Annotated in this window: 20 protein-coding genes; 10 read left to right on the top strand and 10 right to left on the bottom strand. The window is 58.2% G+C overall.

The genetic code is table 11. The annotated features are described in order from the left end of the window. Positions 1 to 33: 33 nt before the first annotated feature. Positions 34 to 1,116: a diguanylate cyclase gene (locus tag GM154_RS04215; protein ID WP_219651091.1), complete on the top strand. Its 1,083-nt coding sequence runs from the start codon at positions 34 to 36 to the stop codon at positions 1,114 to 1,116. Positions 1,117 to 1,142: 26 nt separating this feature from the next. Here GM154_RS04215 and GM154_RS04210 read toward each other — a convergent pair whose 3' ends face one another. Beyond that, positions 1,143 to 2,168: an alpha/beta fold hydrolase gene (locus tag GM154_RS04210; protein WP_219651090.1), complete on the bottom strand. Its 1,026-nt coding sequence runs from the start codon at positions 2,166 to 2,168 to the stop codon at positions 1,143 to 1,145. A 166-nt stretch (positions 2,169 to 2,334) separates the two neighbouring features. Continuing rightward, the gene (locus tag GM154_RS25570; RefSeq protein WP_258019711.1) at positions 2,335 to 2,463 is read right to left on the bottom strand and encodes a hypothetical protein; all 129 of its coding nucleotides are present in this window, start codon (positions 2,461 to 2,463) and stop codon (positions 2,335 to 2,337) included. On the opposite strand from GM154_RS25570, the gene GM154_RS04205 reads away from it, so the two are divergent. Then, positions 2,462 to 3,568 carry a catalase family protein gene (locus GM154_RS04205; protein ID WP_074822181.1) on the top strand — a complete coding sequence of 369 codons (1,107 nt, stop codon included), beginning with the start codon at positions 2,462 to 2,464 and terminating at the stop codon, positions 3,566 to 3,568. The genes GM154_RS25570 and GM154_RS04205 overlap by 2 nt on opposite strands. Before the next feature lie 18 nt (positions 3,569 to 3,586). Here the strand turns inward: GM154_RS04205 and rbsD are convergent, their stop codons facing one another. From rbsD to GM154_RS04170, 7 genes are all read right to left on the bottom strand, one after another. Beyond that, a complete protein-coding gene (gene rbsD, locus GM154_RS04200; protein ID WP_010795711.1) occupies positions 3,587 to 3,991 on the bottom strand; it encodes a D-ribose pyranase in 405 nt (134 codons plus the stop codon). 8 nt (positions 3,992 to 3,999) lie between these two features. Continuing rightward, a complete protein-coding gene (gene rbsK / locus GM154_RS04195) occupies positions 4,000 to 4,908 on the bottom strand; it encodes a ribokinase (protein WP_026003976.1) in 909 nt (302 codons plus the stop codon). A gap of 1 nt (position 4,909) precedes the next feature. Next, on the bottom strand, positions 4,910 to 5,926 hold the full coding sequence (locus GM154_RS04190) for a LacI family DNA-binding transcriptional regulator (protein WP_219651089.1): 1,017 nt from the start codon (positions 5,924 to 5,926) through the stop codon (positions 4,910 to 4,912). Positions 5,927 to 5,928: 2 nt separating this feature from the next. After that, entirely contained in the window at positions 5,929 to 6,912 is a 984-nt protein-coding gene (locus GM154_RS04185; RefSeq protein ID WP_019365989.1) for an ABC transporter permease, read from the bottom strand. After that, positions 6,909 to 8,462: a sugar ABC transporter ATP-binding protein gene (locus tag GM154_RS04180; protein WP_219651088.1), complete on the bottom strand. Its 1,554-nt coding sequence runs from the start codon at positions 8,460 to 8,462 to the stop codon at positions 6,909 to 6,911. The genes GM154_RS04185 and GM154_RS04180 overlap by 4 nt, the downstream gene beginning before the upstream one ends. Positions 8,463 to 8,556: 94 nt before the next feature. Further along, positions 8,557 to 9,516 carry a sugar ABC transporter substrate-binding protein gene (locus GM154_RS04175; protein ID WP_010795716.1) on the bottom strand — a complete coding sequence of 320 codons (960 nt, stop codon included), beginning with the start codon at positions 9,514 to 9,516 and terminating at the stop codon, positions 8,557 to 8,559. A 171-nt stretch (positions 9,517 to 9,687) separates the two neighbouring features. After that, on the bottom strand, positions 9,688 to 11,283 hold the full coding sequence (locus tag GM154_RS04170; protein ID WP_258019710.1) for a carboxylesterase/lipase family protein: 1,596 nt from the start codon (positions 11,281 to 11,283) through the stop codon (positions 9,688 to 9,690). A 405-nt stretch (positions 11,284 to 11,688) separates the two neighbouring features. Between GM154_RS04170 and GM154_RS04165 the strand changes: the two genes are divergently transcribed. The 7 genes from GM154_RS04165 to GM154_RS04135 all read left to right on the top strand — a co-directional run bounded on the left by GM154_RS04165 (position 11,689) and on the right by GM154_RS04135 (position 19,787). Beyond that, entirely contained in the window at positions 11,689 to 11,931 is a 243-nt protein-coding gene (locus GM154_RS04165; RefSeq protein ID WP_181123610.1) for a hypothetical protein, read from the top strand. A 94-nt stretch (positions 11,932 to 12,025) separates the two neighbouring features. Then, complete coding sequence (locus GM154_RS04160; RefSeq protein ID WP_219651086.1) at positions 12,026 to 13,024, top strand: aldo/keto reductase; 999 nt, start codon at positions 12,026 to 12,028, stop codon at positions 13,022 to 13,024. Positions 13,025 to 13,146: 122 nt separating this feature from the next. Continuing rightward, positions 13,147 to 14,532 (top strand): VOC family protein, encoded by a 1,386-nt coding sequence (locus tag GM154_RS04155; RefSeq protein ID WP_074822168.1) that lies wholly within the window; start codon positions 13,147 to 13,149, stop codon positions 14,530 to 14,532. 174 nt (positions 14,533 to 14,706) lie between these two features. After that, positions 14,707 to 16,338 (top strand): methyl-accepting chemotaxis protein, encoded by a 1,632-nt coding sequence (locus GM154_RS04150; protein WP_219651085.1) that lies wholly within the window; start codon positions 14,707 to 14,709, stop codon positions 16,336 to 16,338. A 174-nt stretch (positions 16,339 to 16,512) separates the two neighbouring features. Beyond that, positions 16,513 to 17,151: a 7-cyano-7-deazaguanine/7-aminomethyl-7-deazaguanine transporter gene (locus GM154_RS04145; protein ID WP_010795722.1), complete on the top strand. Its 639-nt coding sequence runs from the start codon at positions 16,513 to 16,515 to the stop codon at positions 17,149 to 17,151. A 272-nt stretch (positions 17,152 to 17,423) separates the two neighbouring features. After that, positions 17,424 to 19,043 carry a glucan biosynthesis protein D gene (locus tag GM154_RS04140; RefSeq protein ID WP_010795723.1) on the top strand — a complete coding sequence of 540 codons (1,620 nt, stop codon included), beginning with the start codon at positions 17,424 to 17,426 and terminating at the stop codon, positions 19,041 to 19,043. A gap of 240 nt (positions 19,044 to 19,283) precedes the next feature. Beyond that, on the top strand, positions 19,284 to 19,787 hold the full coding sequence (locus GM154_RS04135; protein ID WP_219651084.1) for a GNAT family N-acetyltransferase: 504 nt from the start codon (positions 19,284 to 19,286) through the stop codon (positions 19,785 to 19,787). A gap of 14 nt (positions 19,788 to 19,801) precedes the next feature. On the opposite strand, the gene GM154_RS04130 is transcribed toward GM154_RS04135, so the two are convergent. Further along, positions 19,802 to 20,710: a LysR family transcriptional regulator gene (locus GM154_RS04130; protein ID WP_219651083.1), complete on the bottom strand. Its 909-nt coding sequence runs from the start codon at positions 20,708 to 20,710 to the stop codon at positions 19,802 to 19,804. A 132-nt stretch (positions 20,711 to 20,842) separates the two neighbouring features. On the opposite strand from GM154_RS04130, the gene GM154_RS04125 reads away from it, so the two are divergent. Beyond that, entirely contained in the window at positions 20,843 to 21,580 is a 738-nt protein-coding gene (locus GM154_RS04125) for an SDR family oxidoreductase (protein ID WP_074822151.1), read from the top strand. Positions 21,581 to 21,594 lie beyond the last annotated feature (14 nt).

Genomic DNA, 21,594 nt, shown 5'->3' with positions numbered 1-21,594 from the left:
AGCGCCATGCATGTGTAAGTCGGGTCGGACTTAATGAATAGTGATCTTTCGGCGTCTGATCGCGCCCAGATTTTGGAAACAGCAACGGATCGCTTCTGGAGCAGGGGTGTGCTTGGCATCAGGGCGGTGCTGGGTATTCACATCATTTTTCTGTTGACGTTCATTGCGCTGGACGTCAAAGCCCTCTGGCTGACCAATATTGGCAGCGTGGCTATCCACTTCTATTGCCTACAGTTACTGAAGGCCAAGCGCTATCGACTGACAAGCACGCTGCTGATGTCGGAAATCGTCATGCATGCCGTGGTCGCAACCGTGGTCATAGGATGGCATACCGGGTTTTACTACTACTTGCTCTGCATCGTTCCGATTGCCTTGTTCAATTACACCGTTGCCCCCTTCTGGCGCTGGGTAACCTGCATACTGATTTGTACTTGCCTACTGATAGGCAAGGTTACGGATCTGTTTTTCGCCGTTGAACCCCTGCTCATGTTGAGCCCCAAGGTTACAGAGCTGTTCAGCCTGTTCAATCTGAGCTCGGCCATCGTGATGCTGGTCTATATTTCGGCCCTGACGGCTTCCAGCTCGATTGCCATGCAGGCAGACCTGTTTACCCTGGCCAACAAGGACAGCCTGACCAATCTATATACCCGCGGACGCCTGCACAGCGAGGCGCAGCGGCTGTACCGCAGCCCTCAAACGTTCAAGCCGATCTCACTGATCATGCTGGATGTAGATCATTTCAAGAACATCAACGATACCTTTGGCCACGACGTGGGCGACACGGTCCTGCAGCAGGTGTCATCGGTCATTGCCGCGTCGGTGAGAGGCACGGACGTGGCCTCACGCTGGGGTGGTGAGGAATTTTTGATCCTGATGCGTAATACCGACCTCAAAAATGCCGACAAGATTGCCGAGCGGATCTTGAATGAAATTCGCGCAATACGTTTAGAGGTAGAGGGTGCCACCATCATGGTGACGGCCACGCTGGCGACCTGCGTGATTGGCGAGTGCGAGTGTCTGAAGGATGCAATCAAGCGCACCGACAAGGCGCTTTACCAGGGTAAACAGCAAGGCCGCAACCGAATCATGCGAGCCGCTCAAGCTGTCGCAGCCTGAGCGGCATCAACGGGTGCCCTACCCTGTCAGCGGGCCTCTAGCGGAAACCGCAGCAGCAACCAGTGCAGGAAGACGCGGTTGACCTCATCGGGCCGCTCCTGCTGGGTCCAGTGACCGGAGGACTGGATGGCGCCTCGCTGAAGGTCATGCACGTACGTTTCCATGCCTTCCGACATGGAAGGCGGCAGGAAGGCATCCTGATCCGCAGTGACCATGAGCGAAGGCACGTTTATTTCCGTCGGCAGATTGGCCGAACGCTCCCAGTTACGTGTGATGTTGCGATACCAATTAATGCCACCGGTAAAGCCGGTCCGGCTGAAGGTTTCAACAAAGACGTTGAACTCCTCCTCGGTCAGAAAAGTTTCCCGAGTATCCTGTTCGGGCTGATAGGCCTCCAGCCAGCGCACCAGTGCAAAGGCTGAGCCCTGCTCGGATGCCTTGGCCTTTGCGATACCCGCCCCGTCGACCTCGTCTCCTCCAGGCTTTTTCATCAGGAAACTGAACACTTTACGGGCATCTCGGTTGAAAACGCTGTCTGCCTCGCCGGGCTTCTGGAAGTGCACCTGATACATCTCGTCGCCCATGCGCTTGCGCATCGCCTCGATCGGTTCGACGGGCGGACGTGGCAAATACGGCGTGTTAAGGCCGATCACACCGGCGGTACGGTCAGGATGCAAAAGCGGCATCTGCCAGACCAGCAGACCGCCCCAGTCATGACCACAGAAAATGGCTTTTTCCACGCCCAGATGGTCCAGCAGACCGACGAGATCACCGGTCAGGTGCTCCATGTCGTAGGCCTCAACAGCCTCGGGCCGATCGGTCAGCCCATAGCCGCGCTGATCAGGCGCGATGACCCAATACCCCGCTTCACTCAGCGCCTTGATCTGATGACGCCAGGAAAAGGCCAGCTCGGGAAAACCGTGGCAGAGCACAATGGGAATGGCTGGTTTGGAGCCGGTCATTCGAGGGCCGGCCTCGTAATAGGCCATCTGGATACCGTTGACCTGGGCTATACGAGCCGGCGGCATCATGGGAAGTGCTGGGGCAGACATGACGTTCTCCTCTGGTAGACCGTTCTTTAACGGACTGCGGCCAGTAGGAAGGGTTTTATTTCGTAGCGTTTTGTTGCGTTTAAGCGGAATGTGCAGCGGAAAAGATTCGATTCGCTCCAAACGAGACGGTAAAGCCAGGGTTTTGTATACAAAATGCTATCTATTGTCATTCATCAACGCCATTCATGAACAGTCGATAGCAGGGCTTGTCCAGAGTTAGGAAGGCTTGTGGCCAGTACGCACGCCATAACAACGATGCCACATAACGCACCCTGATGAGCTGAGGACTTTCCATGTCGACCACCCTTCCCATTCGCCCACTGCTGTTTGATCCATCATTTGAACAGATCCCGGAGGATGAGGCCGAGACCACTCGCGAGCTTGTCGAAACGATGCGCAAGATCATCGAGACGACCTCCGAGGATTATGGGCACGCCGTACGCAGTGTTCATGCCAAGAGCCATGGCTTGTTGCAGGGACGTCTGAAGGTACTGGAAGGTCTGCCACCGGAGCTTGCCCAGGGTGTCTTTGCCAAGATGGGTGACTACCCTGTCGTGCTGCGCTTTTCGACCAACCCTGGAGATCTGCTGGACGATAGCGTCTCCTCGCCGCGGGGGTTGGCGCTCAAGGTCATTGGTGTGGAGGGAGATCGCCTACCGGGTAGTGAAGGCCAGCTGACTCAGGATTTCGTAATGGTGAATGCACCGGCTTTTTCGGCAGCAACACCAAAGGCCTTTCTGAAAAGCCTGAAGCTTCTGGCCGCAACCACCGACAAGGCACCGGGCCTCAAGAAAGCGCTGTCGGCTGTTCTGCGCGGTACTGAAAAGGTAATCGAAGCCGTTGGCGGTGAAAGTGCAACGCTCAAATCCTTGGGTGGCCATCCGGAAACCCATATCCTGGGCGAAACCTTCTACACCAGCGTGCCCCTGCTGTATGGCCCTTATTACGCCAAACTCAGCGTGGCGCCTGCTTCTCCCGAGCTGACGGCCCTGACCGACGCACCGCTGAATGTAAACGGCAAACCCAATGGGCTACGCGAGGCGGTAAGCGAATTCTTTGCCAGGCAGGGTGGCGTATGGGAGATGCGGGTTCAGCTGGCTACCGATGCGAAGAAGATGCCCGTCGAGGATGCTTCAGCACAGTGGCCGGAGGAAGAAAGCCCTTATATCACCGTAGCCCGGATCGAAGTCGATCCGCAGCCCACCTGGACGGAGGCCCGCGCCAGGGAAGTAGACGACAGCATGGCGTTCTCACCCTGGCATGGCCTGGCAGCGCATCGTCCCATTGGGGGTGTGATGCGTTCTCGCAAGCCGGCCTACGAGATGTCATCCGGGTTCAGGGGGCAGTTCAACGGTTGCCCCATTCATGAGCCACGCTCACTGAATAGACTGCCTCAGTGAGCGTGCCCTGCCGGTGTCTCAGAAAGTGACGCCAGCAATCAATGCAATATTGGTATAGGGCTGGCATTCGCCGGTGCGGACCTGAACGCGCGCCTTTTTGCATAGCGCCTTGAGGTCCTCATGGCTTACCAGCTGGCGCTTGCCCAACTCGCCCGCGGCGCTTAACCGCTGGATTTCAGCTAAGGCAGGCGGATGCTGGACAACAGTCTCCTCGGCGAGGACATGGGCCTCGACCTGCATTTCACTCACGATGACGCGTAGCGTAGTGGCGAAGTCGGGCACGCCATGAGTCACAGCCAGATCGATACATTCCACGCCGGGCGGTACGGGCATGCCGGCATCACCGATCACGATCACATCACCATGACCAAGGCTGGCGATCACGCGGGATAGCGCACTGTTAAGCAAAGGAGTCTTTTTCATGGGCGCTCTCAGATGTTCAATTCGCGGCGATAGGGAATGGAGGGTTGCGCTCCGGCACGGGTGACGGACAACGCAGCCGCCTGCTGGCCCAAACGAACGGCCTCTTCCAATGGAAGACCTTCACCCAGGGCAGCGGCAAATCCGCCAACAAAGGTGTCTCCGGCCGCCGTGGTATCCACCGCCTGGACAACCTGCGCCGGGAAGTGCTGCTGCCGTTCGGTATCCTTATACAGCACGCCCTGTGAGCCCATCGTCAGCAGGATACGCTTGGCGCCTGCATCAAGCAGTTGCTGGGCAGCCTGGGCGGCTGTTTCCAGCGAGTTAACCTCAATACCGGTCAGAAGGCCGGCCTCGCTCTCGTTTGGAACCAGGTAATCCACATGACCATACCAATGAGCAGGCAACGGGCCTACGGCTGGTGCTGGGTTGAGAATGACCGTCTTTCCCAGTTCACGAGCGCGGGTCAACGTCTTTTCGACCGTAGCGACCGACACTTCCAGCTGGGCGATGACTACATCGGCAGCCTGCAATGCGGCGTCGTGGCGGGTCAGGTGCTCGGGCGACAGCTCGCCATTGCTCCCCGCCACGATCACGATGCAATTCTGCCCATTATCATCGACCAGAATGGAGGCGATACCGGTCGGTACACCCTCTACGGATTCGACCGTGGAGCACTCGATGCCTTCGGCTTCCAATCCACTGCGCAGCTGCTCGCCGTAGGCGTCACGGCCTACGCAGCCGATCATGGTGACCTGGGCGCCCAAACGGGCACACGCCACTGCCTGATTGGCACCCTTGCCACCAGGCGCTGTCACGAAGCTGCGGCCCGCCAGGGTCTCGCCGCCTACCGGCACGCGGGGGGTTCGTACGACCAGGTCCATATTCAGACTCCCCACGATCACTATTTTTGCTTGCATCTTATGGACTCTCGTTCAATTCGATAGACGCAGTGGACTCGCGTACCACCAGGGTAGGCGCCACCACGGTATGTTCGGGTGTGGGCCGGTGCCGCTGCCCGAGCCGGGCCAGTAGCTGTCCGGCAGCGCGCTCGCCCAATTGCAGGATGGACTGCCCCACCGTGGTCAATGCCGGATAAAGGTAGCGGCTCACGGCAATATCGTCGAAACCTACGATGGACAGCTCCTGCGGAACGCGCAGGCCGCGCTCGGCGGCGGCGCGCAGGATACCGATTCCGATCATGTCGTTCCCGGCAAAAATAGCCGTGGGTGCACTCTTTTCCAACAAGTGTGCGGCAGCGGTATAACCGGCGGCGCTAGTAAACTCGGTATTGAGCAGCCACGCAGGCTGTATCGTCTGCCCAGCTTCCTTCATCGCACGGCAATAACCGGCCAGACGTTCCTGAGCGACCAGCGTTTCGGCAGGTCCACCCAGGCAGGCGATACGCCGATGACCCAACGCCAACAGGTGCCTTGTTGCCAGATAGCCGCCCTCTTCATGGTCGATCTGCACCAGATCCGCCTCCACGCCTTCCAGCGGGCGGTCGACCAGCACCATCGGCACCTTGACTGCGGCCAAGGCCTGGGCGAACTCACCGTCGCCGCCCACGGTGGCCACGATCAAGCCGTCGATACGACGCTCCAGCAGCACACGCAAGTAACGGCGCTGCTTGTCGTTATTATCATCGGAGTTGCAGAGGATGACGCTGTAGCCGTTACGCTCGCAGTGATCCTCGATACCCCGCGCCAGCTCCGCGAAGTACGGGTTGCTGCCATTGGGCACGAGCAGCCCAATGGTACTGGTGGCCTTGGCCTTGAGCGAGCGGGCTACACCGCTGGGAACGTAGCCCAGCTGGTCAATGGCCGCCTCGACCTTGGTGCGTACTTCGGGGCTAACCGGGCGAGTACCATTGAGCACGTGCGACACGGTGGTATAGGAGATACCGGCCAGTGCCGCAACGTCCTTGATGGTCGCCATGGTTAGCCTCGGCGCTTGGCGCGATGGCTGCGGTAGGTGTCCAGCACCACGGCCACCACGATCACCGCACCGGTAATGATGCGTTTGGTCGGCTCGCTGGCGCCAATCTGTGCAAGCCCGGCGGCCAGCACGGAAATGATCAGCACGCCAAAGAACGTGCTGATGACCGAACCGCGTCCGCCCATGAGGCTCGTTCCGCCGATCACCACCGCCGCGATGACCTGCAATTCAAGCCCGGCGCCGGCGTTGGGGTCAGCCGCTTCCAAACGGGACACCTGAAACAACGCGGCCAACCCTGCCAACAGACCCATCAGAGCAAAAACCAGGATTTTGTAAGGCTTGGGGTTGATACCCGCCAGGCGCACTGCTTCTTCATTGGTGCCGATGGCGACGAGATAGCGGCCAAACACGCTGCGCGTCAGCAAGGCATGGGCAACAGCAATCACCAGCAGCGCGATGATAAAGGAAGGCGAAATCCCAAAGGCGAATGGTGTGGACAGCCAACCATAGGCGTCACCGATGTAGGCCGTGCGCGAATCCGTCAGTTGGTAGGCCAAGCCCCGCGCCATTTCCAGCACACCCAGGGAGACGATAAATGAAGGAATCCGCCATGCCACGGTTACGCTGCCCGTCACGGTGCCTGCCAAGGCTGCGCAAACCATACCCAGGGCCGCGGCTGGGAAAATGCCCCATCCCCAGTTGAGCGTAGCCACGCTAACGACCGAGGCCGCCAGTGCCAGCACCGAGCCTACGGACAAGTCGATCCCACCGATGATGAGGATCAGCGTCATGCCCACCGACAGCACCATCAGGTCCGGAATCTGATTGGCCAGGGTTGTGAAGGTGTTATAGGACAGGAAATGGCTGCTCATGGCGGAGAACAACACGATCATGGCCAGCAAGGCACCGGCCAATCCCAGGTAGGTGCCCAGGCCGGACACACTGCTGCTGCGCTTGGGCGCGGCCGGAGTTACGGTAGTGTTCATACGGAGAGTTCCTGTATGGGAGAAACCGCTTCGCCCAGCATCGCTTCACGGCTGCTGTATCCGGCAAAGGCGGCGGCCAGGAGGCGATCCTGGCTCCAATCGTTACGGTCAAAGGTTTCCATGAGACGGCCGGCAGACAACACGGCGATCCGGTCGCAGATCAACATCAATTCACGCAGGTCACTGGACACGACAACGAGCCCCTTGCCCTGCCGGGTCAGTTCGCCCAGTAAGCCGTAGATATCGAACTTGGCGCCGATGTCGATGCCCCGGGTAGGCTCATCGAACAACAGCACCTGACAATCACGCTCCAGCCAGCGGCCGATCACGACCTTCTGCTGATTACCGCCGGAAAGCTCACCCACCGGCTGATGAGGGCTGGAACTGCGAATTCGCATGGCCTTGATCTGCCGCTCAGCTAACGCAAGTTCGGACGCAGACTGAACCACGCCGCGCTTGGCAACGGCAGGCATATTGCCCAGTGCCAGATTCGCGCAGATGGACTGGGTGAGTAACAGCCCCTCCCCCTTGCGATCTTCGGTGATCAGGGCGATGCCATTGCGTACCGCCTCGGCTGGCGAGCTGATGTTGACTTCACGCAGCGGATTACCCACAAAAACACGCCCGCTGTCGGCGCGGTCGGCGCCGTAGATGAGCCGCAGCAATTCGGTACGACCCGCGCCGATCAAGCCGGAAATACCAAGAATCTCTCCAGCGCGAACCTCGAACGATACATCGCAGACCTTGCCGGCACGGCTCAGCTTGTCCACTTTCAGTATCGGCGCGCCAATGTGGCGCTCGCCCAGGTCAATATGCTCACCCAGCTCACGCCCTACCATCAGCGCTACCAGCTGATCGGTGTTGTAACGGCTGATGGACTCGGCGGCGACCAACCGGCCATCGCGCAGAACCGCGATCCGCTGGGAGATGCGCTTGAGTTCTTCCAGGCGGTGAGAGATGTAGACGATGGCGACACCACGGGCCTGCAGGCGCTCGATCTGCTCGAACAACAGGTCGACCTCGCGCGCCGTCAGCATGGCGGTAGGCTCGTCGAGAATCAGGATGCGGCAGTCACCGATCAGATTACGGGCGATCTCGACCATCTGCTGGTGGCCGACCCCCAGGTCAGAGACCAGGGTATCCGGATCGATGGCATCCAGCCCGACCTGCGCCATGGCCAGTCGTGCCTGCTCACGCAGCCTCCCGCGGGAAATCCACCCGCCCCGGCTGGGCAGGTTATCGAGAAACAGGTTTTCGGCAACGGTCAGGGTCGGCAGCAGGTTGAGCTCCTGCATAACCATGCGCACGCCCAGGCGCTCGGCCTCGGTGCGGCTACCGGGGGTGTAGGGCTGATCGAGAAAGGTCATCTGCCCGGTCGTGGGCGGAGTCAGCCCCGCGATGATCTTGGACAACGTACTCTTGCCGGCGCCGTTCTCACCTGTCAGCGCCAACACCTCGCCGGGATACAGCTCAAGGCTGACCTCTCCCAGAACGGGTTGCGCATAGGTCTTGCCGATGCCGGTAATGGAAAGGACTGGCCTGCCCGACATGACGGTCTCCTTTAAAACTCAGGTGCCCCGCAAGACTCCGGTGCAGAGGCGAATACGATCGACTCCGCGCCAAAGCCCGGCGGGTAAAGATGGATTACGGCTTGGTTACCAGCTCGACAGGCGTTTCGATCACACCGTCGACAGCACCGGTGGACTCACCCTTGACCAGCTTGAGCGCAGCGTCGATACCAAAGACCGCCTGCCTGCTGGCGTACTGGTCAGCCGTAGCCAGAACGCGGCCGTCCTTGAGCATGGGCTTGATGGCATTGATGTTGTCATAACCTACCACCAGCACTTCACCCTTCTTGCCCGCAGCGCGAACGGCAGAGACGGCGCCCAGGGCCATGCTGTCATTACCAGCCAGCAGCGCCTTCAGGTTGGGATGTTCATTCATCATGGCAGAGGCCACGGCGTTGCCCTTGTCGATCTCCCAGGAGCCGGACTGGACACCCACGATCTTCATGTTGGCCGCTTCCATAGCGTCCTTAAAGCCAGCGGTGCGCTGCTGGGCATTGAAGGTAGTGGAAACACCCTCGATGATGCCAACTTCGTCACCGGCCTTGAGCTGCTTGGCCAGGTACTCACCTACCAGACGGGCACCCTTGCGGTTGTCCGGGCCTACAAAGGGCACGTCAAGCTGCTTGCTCTTGAGTACGTCCTGATCCAGACGGTTGTCGATGTTTACGACCTTGATGCCTGCATCCATGGCTTTCTTGATGACGGGCACCAACGCCTTGGAATCTGCCGGTGCGATGACGATAGCATCGACCTGGGACACGATCATCTGCTCGACAATACGAATCTGGCTGGACGTGTCAGTTTCGTCCTTGATGCCATTGGAGATCAGATCGAACTGGTCAGAATGCTCTTTTTGATAACCCTTGGCACCGTCTTCCATGGTGCGGAAGAACTCATTGGCGAGAGACTTCATCACCAGCGCGACCTTGGGTTTATCTGCATCCTGAGCATAAGCCGCGGACAAGGGCAGAAAAGCGGAAGTCGTGGAAAACAGAACAGCAGCAGCGAGAAGCCGCATAGGGCGGGATGCGTTCATGGTGCACTCCATTGTTGTCTTTGTTATGGCGCAAACGTTTGCGTGGCAAAACTATGAGAAGAATTGGCACGGTTGTCAATCTGCGAAGTGTGATGGCGGATGGGTTGCCAGAGAGAGAAAAACAGGGAAAACAGGCATGTCGAGCCGGCCATGACCGGCTCGACGAATAGCTTACGGTTTGGCGTGCTGAGTTTTCTCGATCAGGTCGAGGCGCTCTTTCCAGGGGTCCTCTTTAAGAACCGGACCTTCATCGGCCGCGAAATCCATGACCAGATTGCCCTCACGGTTGAACGGGAGCCAGCGCGCCACATTTGTACCGTTTGGATTACCCGTCTTGATGAAATTAACAAAGATGGCGTGAGCATCGCTGGCCATGTCCTGATCCTTGTCCGTTACCTTGTCGCCATACCGCGCTTCCAGCGTTTTGAAGAAATAGGGAATTTCGCTGGCATGCTGCGCCCCTTTGGTCTCACTGCGCAGCGAATCGGCGACGTAGGAGAAGCGATAGAGAAATGCCTGGCGATCATGCTGGGAGATCTTGCTGGCAACGAAACGAGCCGGCTCCGTCATCATCCGGTCCATAGCAACTGCGGCCCCTACCGCCTGCACATCGCCTGTATTTTCCGGGTCGTATAACTGACGGGCCCGCTCTGCTTCACGCCCAAACGGTGCGAACAGCTCTTCCATTGTCTTGGCCGTATTAAAGCCAAGATCGGCGCTGGTCGAACCGATCAGCATGGGCACCTTGTTTTCCTGACCGGCGCTGTAGACCTGCTCCGGTGTACCCACCACGACCCGCCCGTCGAGTACCGGTCCGCCCACGTAAGTAGAGGCATTGCTGCCCATGGTCATCATGTTCAGGTCGCCCAGCACACGGTTGGCCGGCAATTCACGAAGCGCCTTCAATGCCTCGGAACCAGTGCCTTCAACACCAACACTGCGGGCGAAATTCTTGCCGATGGTCTCGGCGGAGGGATTGCCGGGCAAGTCACGGCTGATCTCATGCAGCTCACCCATCAAGGAACGTCCGCCCCCTGACATGACGATGGCACGGTCAAACAGCCCCCGCGTCAGTGGCGTGGTGGTGATATTGAGCACCGAGCCGCCGCCAGCAGACTCACCCATGACGGTAACGTTGTTTGGGTCACCGCCGAACTGACGGATGTTGCGCTTCACCCATTGCAGCGCAGCGATCTGATCCATATAGCCATAGTTGCCCAGCGGACCTTCTTTTGCAGCCGTCAGCGCAGGATGGGCGAAAAAGCCGAAGCGGCCGATCCGGTAGTTGAAACTGACAAAGACCACGCCATCGCGGGCAAAAGCGCTACCGTCATAGACCGACGGCGAAGCACCGCCATTGACGTAGCCACCGCCATAAATCCAGACGACAACCGGCAGCGTGGCCTTGCGGTTTGCCGTCTCCTGCGCTGGACGCCAGACGTTGAGGTACAGGCAGTCCTCGGAGGGCTCTACGCCCAAGGGAGCTGCATCGCTGGCCATCGGCTTTTGCATGCAGTCTGCGCCATAGGCAGTCGCCTCACGCACTCCGCGCCAGGGCTTCACACGCTGAGGCGCACGCCACCGGTTCTCACCCACCGGCGGGGCCGCAAAGGGAATGCCTTTGAAGGAGATGACATCGCCCGACTGGCTGCCTTTCAAGCGGCCACTGTCGATGCCTACCTCAGTCAACGCGCCGGGTTGAGCGAAGGCACCCAGAGGCGCCATAAGCAGCCCCAGGGTTATCAGTTTCTTTAGGGATGGAGTCATTGTTTTTCCTTTTGGCAGATCAACGGCGCCAGCCGCCTGCAGAGCATCTGGGGCGCCTGCGGGTGTGACTTGCAGGCCGCTGTCGTGGTTCCACCACCAGACCTTGCGCCAGCGTGTCTGGTACGCAGCCCGAACCTGTTTTTCCACACGAATCCATACCGCGACGGCGACCTTTTGTCTGCGAACGCGGTTGCATTGAGGATCAAAACATCATTTGCACTGTCACAGCGAGAGTTGATGGCATTAGAGCATCATCTCGCCCTTAACCACGGATCGGCGCACGTCTAAAAGCGTAGCCGAGACCAGACGCGGTATCGACTCGCCATACTTTCCGAGACTCATGCGGGAAAGCCCCTGGTAATGGAATGCCGCAGTTTGATGACTGCCGATAAAAGGACCCCACCCATGAGCATCGCCTCGATCATTGCCTTGATTCTTATCGTCGTCGTAGGAATCCCGTCATTTAAAATCATCAGGGAAACACTGGCGCGTGCTCGCCTGCTGGAAGACCAATTGGTCGCCATCAACACGCAACTCAGAGACGTCGAATTCAAGCTGGAAGAGCTGGATGACAAGCTGGCCGCCACACCGGCCGTACGTTCTTCAGAGCGTGCGGCACGAGTCGAGGAAGAAGCCGCTCATCACTGAGTGAGCGATTAGCCAAGTTAATGCTGCGCTCCCAGGGCGTAGATGCGGCCAGGGACCGGTCTATGGTGAACGCCTTCTTTTAGGAGCTTTCGCCATGTTTACACGCACGCTCGGCAAGACCGGCCCCCAGGTATCAGCGCTCGGACTAGGATGCATGGGCATGTCGGACCTGTACGGTCCGGCGGACCGTACCGAAAGCATTGCCACGATCCACGCGGCGCTGGAAGCGGGCGTCAACCTGCTCGACACCGGTGATTTCTACGGCATGGGCCATAACGAGCTGTTGATTGCCGAAGCGCTCAGGGATCGCCGGGAGGCAGTAACGATCAGCGTAAAGTTCGGTGCCCTGCGAGGGCCAGACGGGGCTTGGATGGGTTACGACGGTCGCCCCAAGGCTATCCGGAATTTCCTGGCGTACACGCTCAAACGCCTGAATACGGATCATGTGGATATCTACCGTATTGCCCGCCTCGATCCAGACGTTCCTATCGAAGATACCGTGGGCGCCATCGCCGAAATGGTCAAGGCAGGCTATGTGCGCCATATCGGTCTCTCCGAAGTCGGGGCCGATACGGTCCGCCGGGCCGCGGCCGTTACCCCTATCGCTGATCTGCAAATCGAATACTCACTGATTTCACGCGGAATCGAAGCGGACATCCTGCCTACCTGCCGTGAACTTGGCATCGGGATCACTGCCTATGGCGTGCTCTCACGTGGCCTTATCAGCGGTCACTGGTCAAAAGACCGCGGAGGTGAGCAGGACTTTCGCACCATCAGCCCGCGTTTTCAGGGCAGCAATCTGGACGCCAACCTCAAGCTGGCCGACACGCTCAAGGTCATTGCTCAAGAGAAAGGAGTTACCGCGGCACAGATGGCAATCGCCTGGGTGCTGGCGCGCGGTGAAGATATTGTCCCGCTGGTAGGCGCACGTACCCGTGAACGTTTGCATGAGTCGCTGGGTGCACTGGATATCATGCTAACCGCCGAGGAGCTGGCCAGAATCGAGCAGGCCATTCCCGCCAACGCCGCGGCAGGAGAACGCTATCCCGCCGCTCAATTGGCTCACATGGACAGTGAGAAGCGGCACGACTGAGCGGCTTGTCTGATTCCCTTTATGAATGAATGGGTGAATTTTTGTCATTTGTAAGGCAGGAAAGCGGCCAGCAGAATGGACTGATACCTCTATAGTCCGGCCCATCTAAGGAGCGGTATGCCATGACGACGCAGGCTTTTGTCGATCCCGATGAGATTCGCGCCCGGTTCTCCCGAGCCATGTCCGACATGTACAAGGCCGAAGTGCCCCTGTATGGAACATTGCTGGAGCTGGTGAGCGATATCAATCAGCGTACGCTGGCAAACAATCCGACCTTGGCAGAGCAGCTGCGCCAGACGGGTGAAATCGAGCGGCTGGATCAGGAGCGCCATGGGGCGATCCGTGTAGGTACGGCGCAGGAGCTGGCTACGCTGCGGCGCCTGTTCGCAGTCATGGGCATGTATCCGGTGGGTTATTACGATCTTTCCGAAGCAGGCGTGCCGGTGCACTCCACCGCGTTTCGTGCCGTCCATGAGGCTTCGCTGCAAAAGAGTCCCTTTCGCGTGTTTACCTCTCTGCTCCGTCTGGAGCTGATCGAGGACGAAGCACTCAAACAGAAAGCCGCAGCGATTCTGGCGCAGCGCATTATCTTTACATCACGTGCGCTGGAATTGATCGCCCGCTGCGAGACCGAAGGCGGGCTGAGCGCAAGCGATGCCGATGCCTTCGTGCGTGAAGCCTTGGAAACCTTCCGTTGGCACGGCGAGGCCACAGTCAGCGCCGAGGTGTATCAACAACTGCACGACCAGCATCGCCTGATTGCCGATATCGTGGCGTTCAAGGGGCCGCACATTAATCACCTGACGCCCCGGACCTTGGATATTGATGCCATCCAGCAAGGCATGCCGTCACGGGGGATTACGCCCAAGGCAGTTATCGAAGGACCGCCGCCCCGCCGCTGCCCTGTTCTGCTTCGCCAGACGAGCTTCAAGGCATTGCAGGAAAAGGTGACCTTCATCGATGAGCAAGGCAATGCCGTTGCCGGCAGTCACACAGCCCGCTTTGGCGAGATCGAGCAGCGCGGTGTCGCATTGACGCCTAAGGGACGCGCACTGTACGACAAGCTCCTGAACATTGCCCGCACCCAGGCTCCCAGCGAGAGCAACGCCCAGGCATACATGCAGGCACTGACCGACATATTCGCAGAGCTGCCGGACAGCTATGAATCCTTGAGAAAGCAGGGGCTGGCCTATTTTCGTTACTTCGTCACCGACAAGGACGATGCGGTTACCCAGGATGGGCCAAGAGATCTGGATGCCCTGATCCAGTCAGGTTATATCCACTATGAGCCACTGGTATATGAGGACTTTCTGCCGGTCAGCGCGGCCGGTATTTTCCAGTCTAACCTGGGCGATCAGGCTCAGACGCAGTATGCCGAGGCGTCCAGTAAGGACCGCTTCGAGCAGGCACTGGGCGCGTCGGTACTGGATGAGCTGGCCCTGTACGCCGAGACCCAGGCGCGCTCGCTCAAGCGCTGTGAAGAGCAGCTGGGAATACCCCTTTCATAAGGCCGCAAGGCTCAAAGCGCTCCTCTTACCAACGGAGCGCTTTAGATAGCCGCGCTAGAGCGGCTGCCGAATAATCGCCATCTGCAGGGTGCGTCCAGCCTAAAGATATTTCATTTTTTTACCGATACAGAGCAGGTGAAACCTTTACTGCCTTCTCCTATCGGAGCGCGTCCCATGTTGTCCAATTTAAGTATTGCCAAAAAGCTTGGTGCAGGCTTTGGGCTTATCATCGCGATCATCTGCATCCTGGTGTATGTAGCCCGCCACGGCTTTACCGAGGTCGATAATTCGGTCAAGTGGAACATCCATACCTATCAGACCATTGATGGGGCTAACAACCTGTTGATTAGCCTGACCAACATCGAAACGGCTATGCGTGGATTTGCCCTCAGCGGTCAGGATGACTTTCTGGAACCTTACAACGCTGGGAAAACGGCGTTCGAGCAAACCTGGACGAAGCTTAAAAACCTGACGTCGGATAACCCGACCCAACAAAGCCGTCTGGATGAACTCAAGGCCACGCAAATGAAGTGGCTGAGCGAAGACATCGAGCGTTCCATCCAGCTACGCCGCGCAGTCGTACAAGGTGCCTCCTCCATGGACGACATGGTGCAACGCATCATCGACCGTCAGGACAAGGCCAAGATGGACAAGATGCGCAAGATCATCGCTGACTTCAGCAACGATGAGTCCAAGCTGCTGGGCGTGCGTAATGAAGCCATGCAGTCTGCCGAACAGGTTGCTATCTGGACGCTTATCGGGGGTGGAATCCTGGCTGCCCTAGCGGCCATAGTCATTGCCTTCAGCCTATCCGTATCCATCAAGCGCCGTCTGAATGATGCCATTCAGGTTGCTCAGGCCATTGCCGCTGGCCGTCTGGATACTCAGATCCGCAGCACCGGCGAAGATGAAATTGGCAGCTTGCTTAAGGCCTTCAACGCCATGCAGCAGCGCCTGCGGGAAATGATTTCCGAGATCAAGGGTGGTGCCGAGCAGCTTCTGACGGCCGCTCGCGATATCTCCAACACCTCGGAGCAACTGGCTGTCGCCGCACGGGACCAGTCAAGCTCGGCATCCTCCATGGCCGCTACCGTGGAAGAACTCACCGTCAGCATCAGCCATGTCTCGACCAGCGCGAACGAGGCCCATGGTATTTCTACTGACTCCGGCAAGCGCTCCATCCAGGGTGGCAATGTCATCAAGCAAACCCTGGACAGCATGACGCAGATCGCCGGTACGGTGCAGAGCTCGGCTGAACAGATTTCCGAGCTGGACCGCCACGCCGATCAGATCACCTCCATCGTGAACGTGATCAGCGAGATTGCCGAGCAGACTAACCTGTTGGCTCTGAACGCAGCCATCGAGGCCGCCCGTGCAGGTGACCAGGGCCGCGGCTTTGCGGTGGTCGCCGATGAAGTTCGCCTGCTGGCGCAGCGCACCGGCAAGTCAACCCAGGAAATCGCCGACATGATCAAGAAGATCCAGGCGAGCACCCAGGACGCGGTTAGCAGCATGAACGTGGGCGTGACTCAGGTGAACCAGGGTGTGGAACTGGCTCACTCGGCCAGCCAGGCCATCGACGAGATTCGCGGTGGCTCGGATCGCATCATCTCCGTGGTTGATCAGATCTCCATGGCACTGCGTGAACAATCTGCTGCCAGCCAGGATGTAGCTCGCAGCGTGGAGCGCATCGCGCAGATGGCAGAGACCAACAGCCATTCCATTGAAAGCGCCTCACGCAATGCATCGAGCATTCAGCATCTGGCCCAGTCACTGGACAAGCAGGTCGCGCAGTTCCGCTTGTAAGCCCTGTGTGTTGAAAAGCCCACCGCCTGGTGGGCTTTTTCCTGGGTGCGTCAATAACGCCCGGCGAATTTCGCTACGATTTAGTCGGCACTGCGCTTAGAATGCGCGCCCTGCTCCCAAGAGCAGATCAACGTCATGGGTTCCCTCACCCCATTCCACTAAAAAGGATGCATTATGCAACTGACCTCTTCCGTCAGGCGCTCGGCATTGGCCGGCCTGATTGGCTTTCATATCCTGATCATCATCGCAAGTAACTACCTCGTCCAGCTGCCGCTCAACCTGTTTGGCTGGCATACAACCTGGGGCGCATTCAGCTTTCCGTTCATCTTCTTAGCCACTGACTTGACGGTGCGGATTCTCGGCAAAGGCCCGGCGCGCCAGGTCATTGCCCGGGTCATGGTGCCGGCGCTGGTCGTTTCGTACATTCTTTCCGTGCTGTTTCAGGAGGGTGCGTTCCGCGGTCTGGACGCCCTGGCGCAGTTCAATACCTTTGTACTGCGTATCTCATTGGCGAGCTTTTTTGCCTATGTGCTGGGCCAGCTGGTAGATATCCATGTCTTTGATCGTCTGCGCCAGCTGCAGCAATGGTGGATAGCACCTACCGCCTCGACGATCCTGGGCAACCTGCTCGATACCTTCGCCTTTTTCTCTATTGCCTTCTGGCACAGCGACAACCCTTTCATGGCCGAGCATTGGGTCGAGATTGCCTGGGTCGACTATACCGTCAAGCTCAGCGTCAGCCTGCTCCTGTTCCTGCCGCTCTATGGGGTGCTGCTGAGCGCCATCGAGCGCATACTGCTGCGCCGCGCCTGACAGGATTCGTGGTCGGACTATGTCTCGTCTGCCCCATCAGGCCAGATGAGACAACCCCTTGGAAACACCCTGAAAAGGCATTCCAGACCCAAATCGACAGCTTTGTGCGGTGTTTTACAGTTTCCGAAACAGAATCGAACTGTTCTCGTTCGCAAACATCTCTTACCCTCAGCCGCTGCGTTGAGGATTATTCGAGACAGGTTTTTGTTATCGGACAGAGCCGGCCCCGTTGCCACAGCGCTTGACGACACCTTAGTCACATAGGTTCATGTATGCACCGCAGAGATCTTCTGAAAGCTTCACTGGCCTTTGCCGCGTATACCGGTCTTCCTTCGACGACCGTATTCGCCGCTCAATCCCTGTCTGGCGCCTCCAGCCAGGATGTAGAACCGTTCGAGTTCGATCTGCTGAAAAATCAGGCCAAGCAGATGGCAGCCAGTGCCTATGTGGATACGTCTCAGCAGTTGCCGCCCACGCTGGCAAAAATGACGCCACAGCAGTTCAACGCCATTCAGTACGATGCCAACGAGTCGCTATGGCATGACCTGAAAGGCCAGCTCGATGTTCAGTTCTTCCATGTTGGCATGGGCTTCAAACAGCCGGTCCGCATGTATAGCGTTGATCCAAAGAAAAAGCAGGCCACGGAAATCCATTTCCGACCTCAGATGTTCAAGTACGAGAACAGCGGCGTCGATAAGTCACAACTCAAGGGTGATCTGGGCTTCGCCGGCTTCAAGGTGTTCAAGTCACCCGAGCTGACGCAGCACGATATCGTCTCGTTCCTGGGTGCAAGCTATTTCCGTGCGGTAGACGACACCAAGCAGTACGGCCTGTCAGCCCGTGGCCTTGCCATCAATAACTTCTCGGATACGGTGGAGGAATTCCCGAACTTCACCAAGTTCTGGTTCGAGACGCCCGAGCCGCACAGCACGCGCTTTGTAGTCTATGCCCTGCTCGACTCGCCCAGCGCGACCGGTGCATATCGCTTCGACATCGACTGCCGCGCCACGCAGGTGGTAATGGCAATCGACGCTAATATCTATGCGCGCAAGGAAATCAAGCAGCTGGGTATTGCGCCGATGACGAGCATGTTCAGCTGCGGCACCCATGAGCGCCGCATGTGCGACACCATCCACCCGCAGATCCACGACTCCGACCGCCTCTATATGTGGCGCGGTAATGGCGAGTGGGTGTGCCGTCCGCTGAATAACCCCGCCAAGCTTCAGTTCAATGCGTTCGAAGACAAAAACCCCAAGGGTTTTGGCCTCGTGCAGAGCGACCATGAGTTTTCCAGCTATCAAGATACGGTGGACTGGTACAGCCGCCGCCCAAGCCTGTGGGTCGAGCCCACTACGGAATGGGGTGAAGGCAGCATTGATCTACTGGAAATCCCGACAACCGGCGAAACGCTCGATAACATCGTGGCCTGCTGGAACCCCAAAGTGCCTATCACGGCGGGCAAAGAGCTGCGCTATGGCTACAAGCTCTACTGGAGCGCGCTGCCGCCGGTTAGAACACCGCTGGCACAAGTCCATGCGACGCGCTCCGGCATGGGCGGCTTCGTAGAGGGGTGGGCGCCGGGTGAGCACTATCCAGACGTCTGGGCCCGCCGCTTTGCGGTGGACTTCGTGGGCGGTGGCCTGGATACCCTTCCCCAAGGCACCGGAATCGAGCCCGTCGTCAAGGTCTCGAGCGGTGAGCTGAAAGACTTCCACGTCCTCTGGATACCGGACATCAAAGGGTATCGTGTGATCTTCGACTGGTATCCGACCAGCGATAGCGTGGACCCGGTAGACATGCGCCTGTTCATCCGCACCAACGACCGAACGCTCAGCGAAACATGGCTGTATCAGTACTTCCCGCCAGCGCCTGAGCGCCGTCGCTATCCTTGATGGTGATAGATTGCGCCTGAAAAAAGCGGCTCTTATGAGCCGCTTTTTTCACTACGTGAAAAGAAGTTTCAAGCGGTAGGCAACTGCGTTATAGAACGAACCGCCGGATTATACCGTTGAGGTCCATCGCCATACGCGACAACTCATCACTGGCCACGCCTGTCTGTGCTGCGCTTACCACAAAGGCGCTGTCAAAAGCGTGTGAAACGTTCAACCTCACCTAACACGTCGATACCTATCATGCCCATCCACCGTCTTCGTCCAGATCATGTAATCAGTTACCGCACCTTGATGCTTGAGGCTTACGTGCTGCATCCAGAAGCTTTTACCTCCAGCGAGGCGGAGCGCGCAGCGCTACCGTTGGACTGGTGGCGATCCCGGCTGGAAAGCGATGCGGTATTTGGCGCATTCGATAAGGATCAGCTGCTGGGTGTAGCAGGACTTTCCTTCGAAACTCGAGAAAAGATCAGGCACAAGGCCACTCTGTTTGGCATGTACGTTCCACAGCGGTTTGGCCGTCAAGGCATCGGCTTTCATCTGATCCAGGCGGTACTGGAGCATGCCCGACATCGCGAAGACATCAGGCTGGTACAGCTTACCGTCACGGAAGGCAACCACACCGCACTGCGCCTTTATGAGCGTTGCGGTTTTGAGGTGTTCGGGGTAGAGCCGATGGCGGTCTCCATTGGCAAAGCCTTCGTCAACAAGGTCCACCTCTGGCAAGAAATCCATCCTGCCAAATAAAACCAACTGACAGCTCAGGTTATCGGGTCAAAACGGTCGCGGTACAGGTCGGTCAGCCACTCCACAAAAACTCTCACTCGAGGCGATATCTGCCTGTGTTGGGGATAGAGCAATGAAACCGGCAGGCCCGGCGTAGCAAACTCTTGTAGAACCGCCTTCAGCCGCCCCGCTTTCAGGTATTTTTCTACTCGAAAGCGAGGCACCTGAATCAAACCGCAACCGCTCAGGGCTGCGCGGGTATAGCATTCGGCATCGTTGACCGAGATCCAACCGCCAAGATCGCACTCGATAACCTGCCCCTCAACCTGAAAGGTGAAGGGGTAACGAATGTCGTGGCTGCTGGCAAAGAAGCCAACGGCCTGATGGTGGGTCAACTCATCTGGGTGTTTTGGCACGCCATAGCGGGCAAAATAGCCTGGGCTTGCACAGACCACCTCGGGCATGAGCGCTAGCCTTTTTGCAACCAGCGTTGAGTCCCTAGGGTGCCCTGCCCGTACCACACAATCGATTCCTTCACGCACCAGATCCACCAACCGATCACCGCTGCTGATGGATAACTCAATGTCTGGATAACGCTGCCGGAATTCGGCGATTCGAGGAAGGATGATTCGTGTGGCATGACTGCCGTGCAGATCGACGCGAAGCATGCCACGCGGATTGGCCGCAATGGCACTCAGGGAAGATTCAGCCTCTTCCAGATCCGCCAGAATACGAGAGCATCGCTCGTAGTAGGCCTGACCATCGAGCGTTGTGCGGACCTGTCGGGTTGTACGTTCCAGCAGGCGCGTTCCCAACCGCTTCTCCAGCTCCTTAACCGCGTGGGTTGCCGTAGCACGGGGGATACCTAAGGCATTGGCTGCCTGCGTGAAGCTGCCCAGCTCGACGATACGGGTAAACAGCCGCAGCGACTCGAATCTATCCATGGCCTCAGCCCATTGTTGGTGCCTGTTGAACGGTCTTACCAAGTTCTGTGCATTTATCCAATGCCAATGAATTGCAAAAAATGACAGCCATGAAAGGGCTGGACGTTCCGGCCCTGCCTTTAGGAGTCGGACATGCCGCATTCATCCCGTACAGCCATTGTTACCGGCGCTTCCCGTGGTATCGGACACGCCATTGCCAAACGTCTCGCCCAGGCAGGCTTTTCCGTTGCCATTCAATACGCCCACAGCCGAGGCCCTGCGGAGGCTTTGGTGGCTGAAATAGAGTCACTGGGAGGTAATGCCCTCGCGGTCAGAGGCGACGTTGCCACCCTGGAAGATGTGCAGACCCTGTTCAAGGCGGCCAAGGAAGCCTACGGACGGATCGATATAGTCGTGAACAGCGCCGGTATCATGACCAATACTCCTGTTTCGGCAGGTGACCTGGAGGCGTTTGACCGGATGATGGCCGTCAACCTGCGCGGCACGTTTCTGGTGTTGAGCCAGGCGGCGCAGCAGGTAGAGCGTGGCGGCCGGATCATTGCGCTATCCAGCAGCGTGATCGCCAAATCGCTGCCCACGTACGGCCCCTATATCGCTACAAAAGCTGGCGTTGAAGGTTTGGTCAGAGTATTGGCTAATGAATTGCGCGGCCAGGACATCACCGTCAATGCCATTGCGCCCGGCCCGGTGGCAACCGAGCTCTTTCTCAATGACAAAAGTGAGGAGCAGATCCGGCAGATCGAACAGGCTACACCGCTTGAGCGCCTCGGTACGTCTGAGGACATCGCCGAGGTGGTGGCGTTTCTGGCAAGCCCAGCAGGCAGCTGGATCAACGCGCAAGTCATACGCGCCAATGGCGGGTTCGCCTGATCCTATCGTCCGCC

It is taken from the genome of Pseudomonas sp. MAG002Y, from assembly GCF_019400845.1.
Classification (GTDB): Bacteria; Pseudomonadota; Gammaproteobacteria; order Pseudomonadales; family Pseudomonadaceae; genus Chryseomonas; species Chryseomonas luteola.
This window is presented reverse-complemented; position numbering and strand designations above follow the sequence as displayed.

Coding starts and splice junctions, on each gene's coding strand:
- GM154_RS04215 (WP_219651091.1), top strand. CDS start 34: ATGAATAGTGATCTTTCGGCGTCTGATCGCGCCCAGATTTTGGAAACA.
- GM154_RS04210 (WP_219651090.1), bottom strand. CDS start 2,168: ATGTCTGCCCCAGCACTTCCCATGATGCCGCCGGCTCGTATAGCCCAG.
- GM154_RS04205 (WP_074822181.1), top strand. CDS start 2,462: ATGTCGACCACCCTTCCCATTCGCCCACTGCTGTTTGATCCATCATTT.
- GM154_RS25570 (WP_258019711.1), bottom strand. CDS start 2,463: ATGGAAAGTCCTCAGCTCATCAGGGTGCGTTATGTGGCATCGTTGTTA.
- rbsD (WP_010795711.1), bottom strand. CDS start 3,991: ATGAAAAAGACTCCTTTGCTTAACAGTGCGCTATCCCGCGTGATCGCC.
- rbsK (WP_026003976.1), bottom strand. CDS start 4,908: ATGCAAGCAAAAATAGTGATCGTGGGGAGTCTGAATATGGACCTGGTC.
- GM154_RS04190 (WP_219651089.1), bottom strand. CDS start 5,926: ATGGCGACCATCAAGGACGTTGCGGCACTGGCCGGTATCTCCTATACC.
- GM154_RS04185 (WP_019365989.1), bottom strand. CDS start 6,912: ATGAACACTACCGTAACTCCGGCCGCGCCCAAGCGCAGCAGCAGTGTG.
- GM154_RS04180 (WP_219651088.1), bottom strand. CDS start 8,462: ATGTCGGGCAGGCCAGTCCTTTCCATTACCGGCATCGGCAAGACCTAT.
- GM154_RS04175 (WP_010795716.1), bottom strand. CDS start 9,516: ATGAACGCATCCCGCCCTATGCGGCTTCTCGCTGCTGCTGTTCTGTTT.
- GM154_RS04170 (WP_258019710.1), bottom strand. CDS start 11,283: ATGACTCCATCCCTAAAGAAACTGATAACCCTGGGGCTGCTTATGGCG.
- GM154_RS04165 (WP_181123610.1), top strand. CDS start 11,689: ATGAGCATCGCCTCGATCATTGCCTTGATTCTTATCGTCGTCGTAGGA.
- GM154_RS04160 (WP_219651086.1), top strand. CDS start 12,026: ATGTTTACACGCACGCTCGGCAAGACCGGCCCCCAGGTATCAGCGCTC.
- GM154_RS04155 (WP_074822168.1), top strand. CDS start 13,147: ATGACGACGCAGGCTTTTGTCGATCCCGATGAGATTCGCGCCCGGTTC.
- GM154_RS04150 (WP_219651085.1), top strand. CDS start 14,707: ATGTTGTCCAATTTAAGTATTGCCAAAAAGCTTGGTGCAGGCTTTGGG.
- GM154_RS04145 (WP_010795722.1), top strand. CDS start 16,513: ATGCAACTGACCTCTTCCGTCAGGCGCTCGGCATTGGCCGGCCTGATT.
- GM154_RS04140 (WP_010795723.1), top strand. CDS start 17,424: ATGCACCGCAGAGATCTTCTGAAAGCTTCACTGGCCTTTGCCGCGTAT.
- GM154_RS04135 (WP_219651084.1), top strand. CDS start 19,284: ATGCCCATCCACCGTCTTCGTCCAGATCATGTAATCAGTTACCGCACC.
- GM154_RS04130 (WP_219651083.1), bottom strand. CDS start 20,710: ATGGATAGATTCGAGTCGCTGCGGCTGTTTACCCGTATCGTCGAGCTG.
- GM154_RS04125 (WP_074822151.1), top strand. CDS start 20,843: ATGCCGCATTCATCCCGTACAGCCATTGTTACCGGCGCTTCCCGTGGT.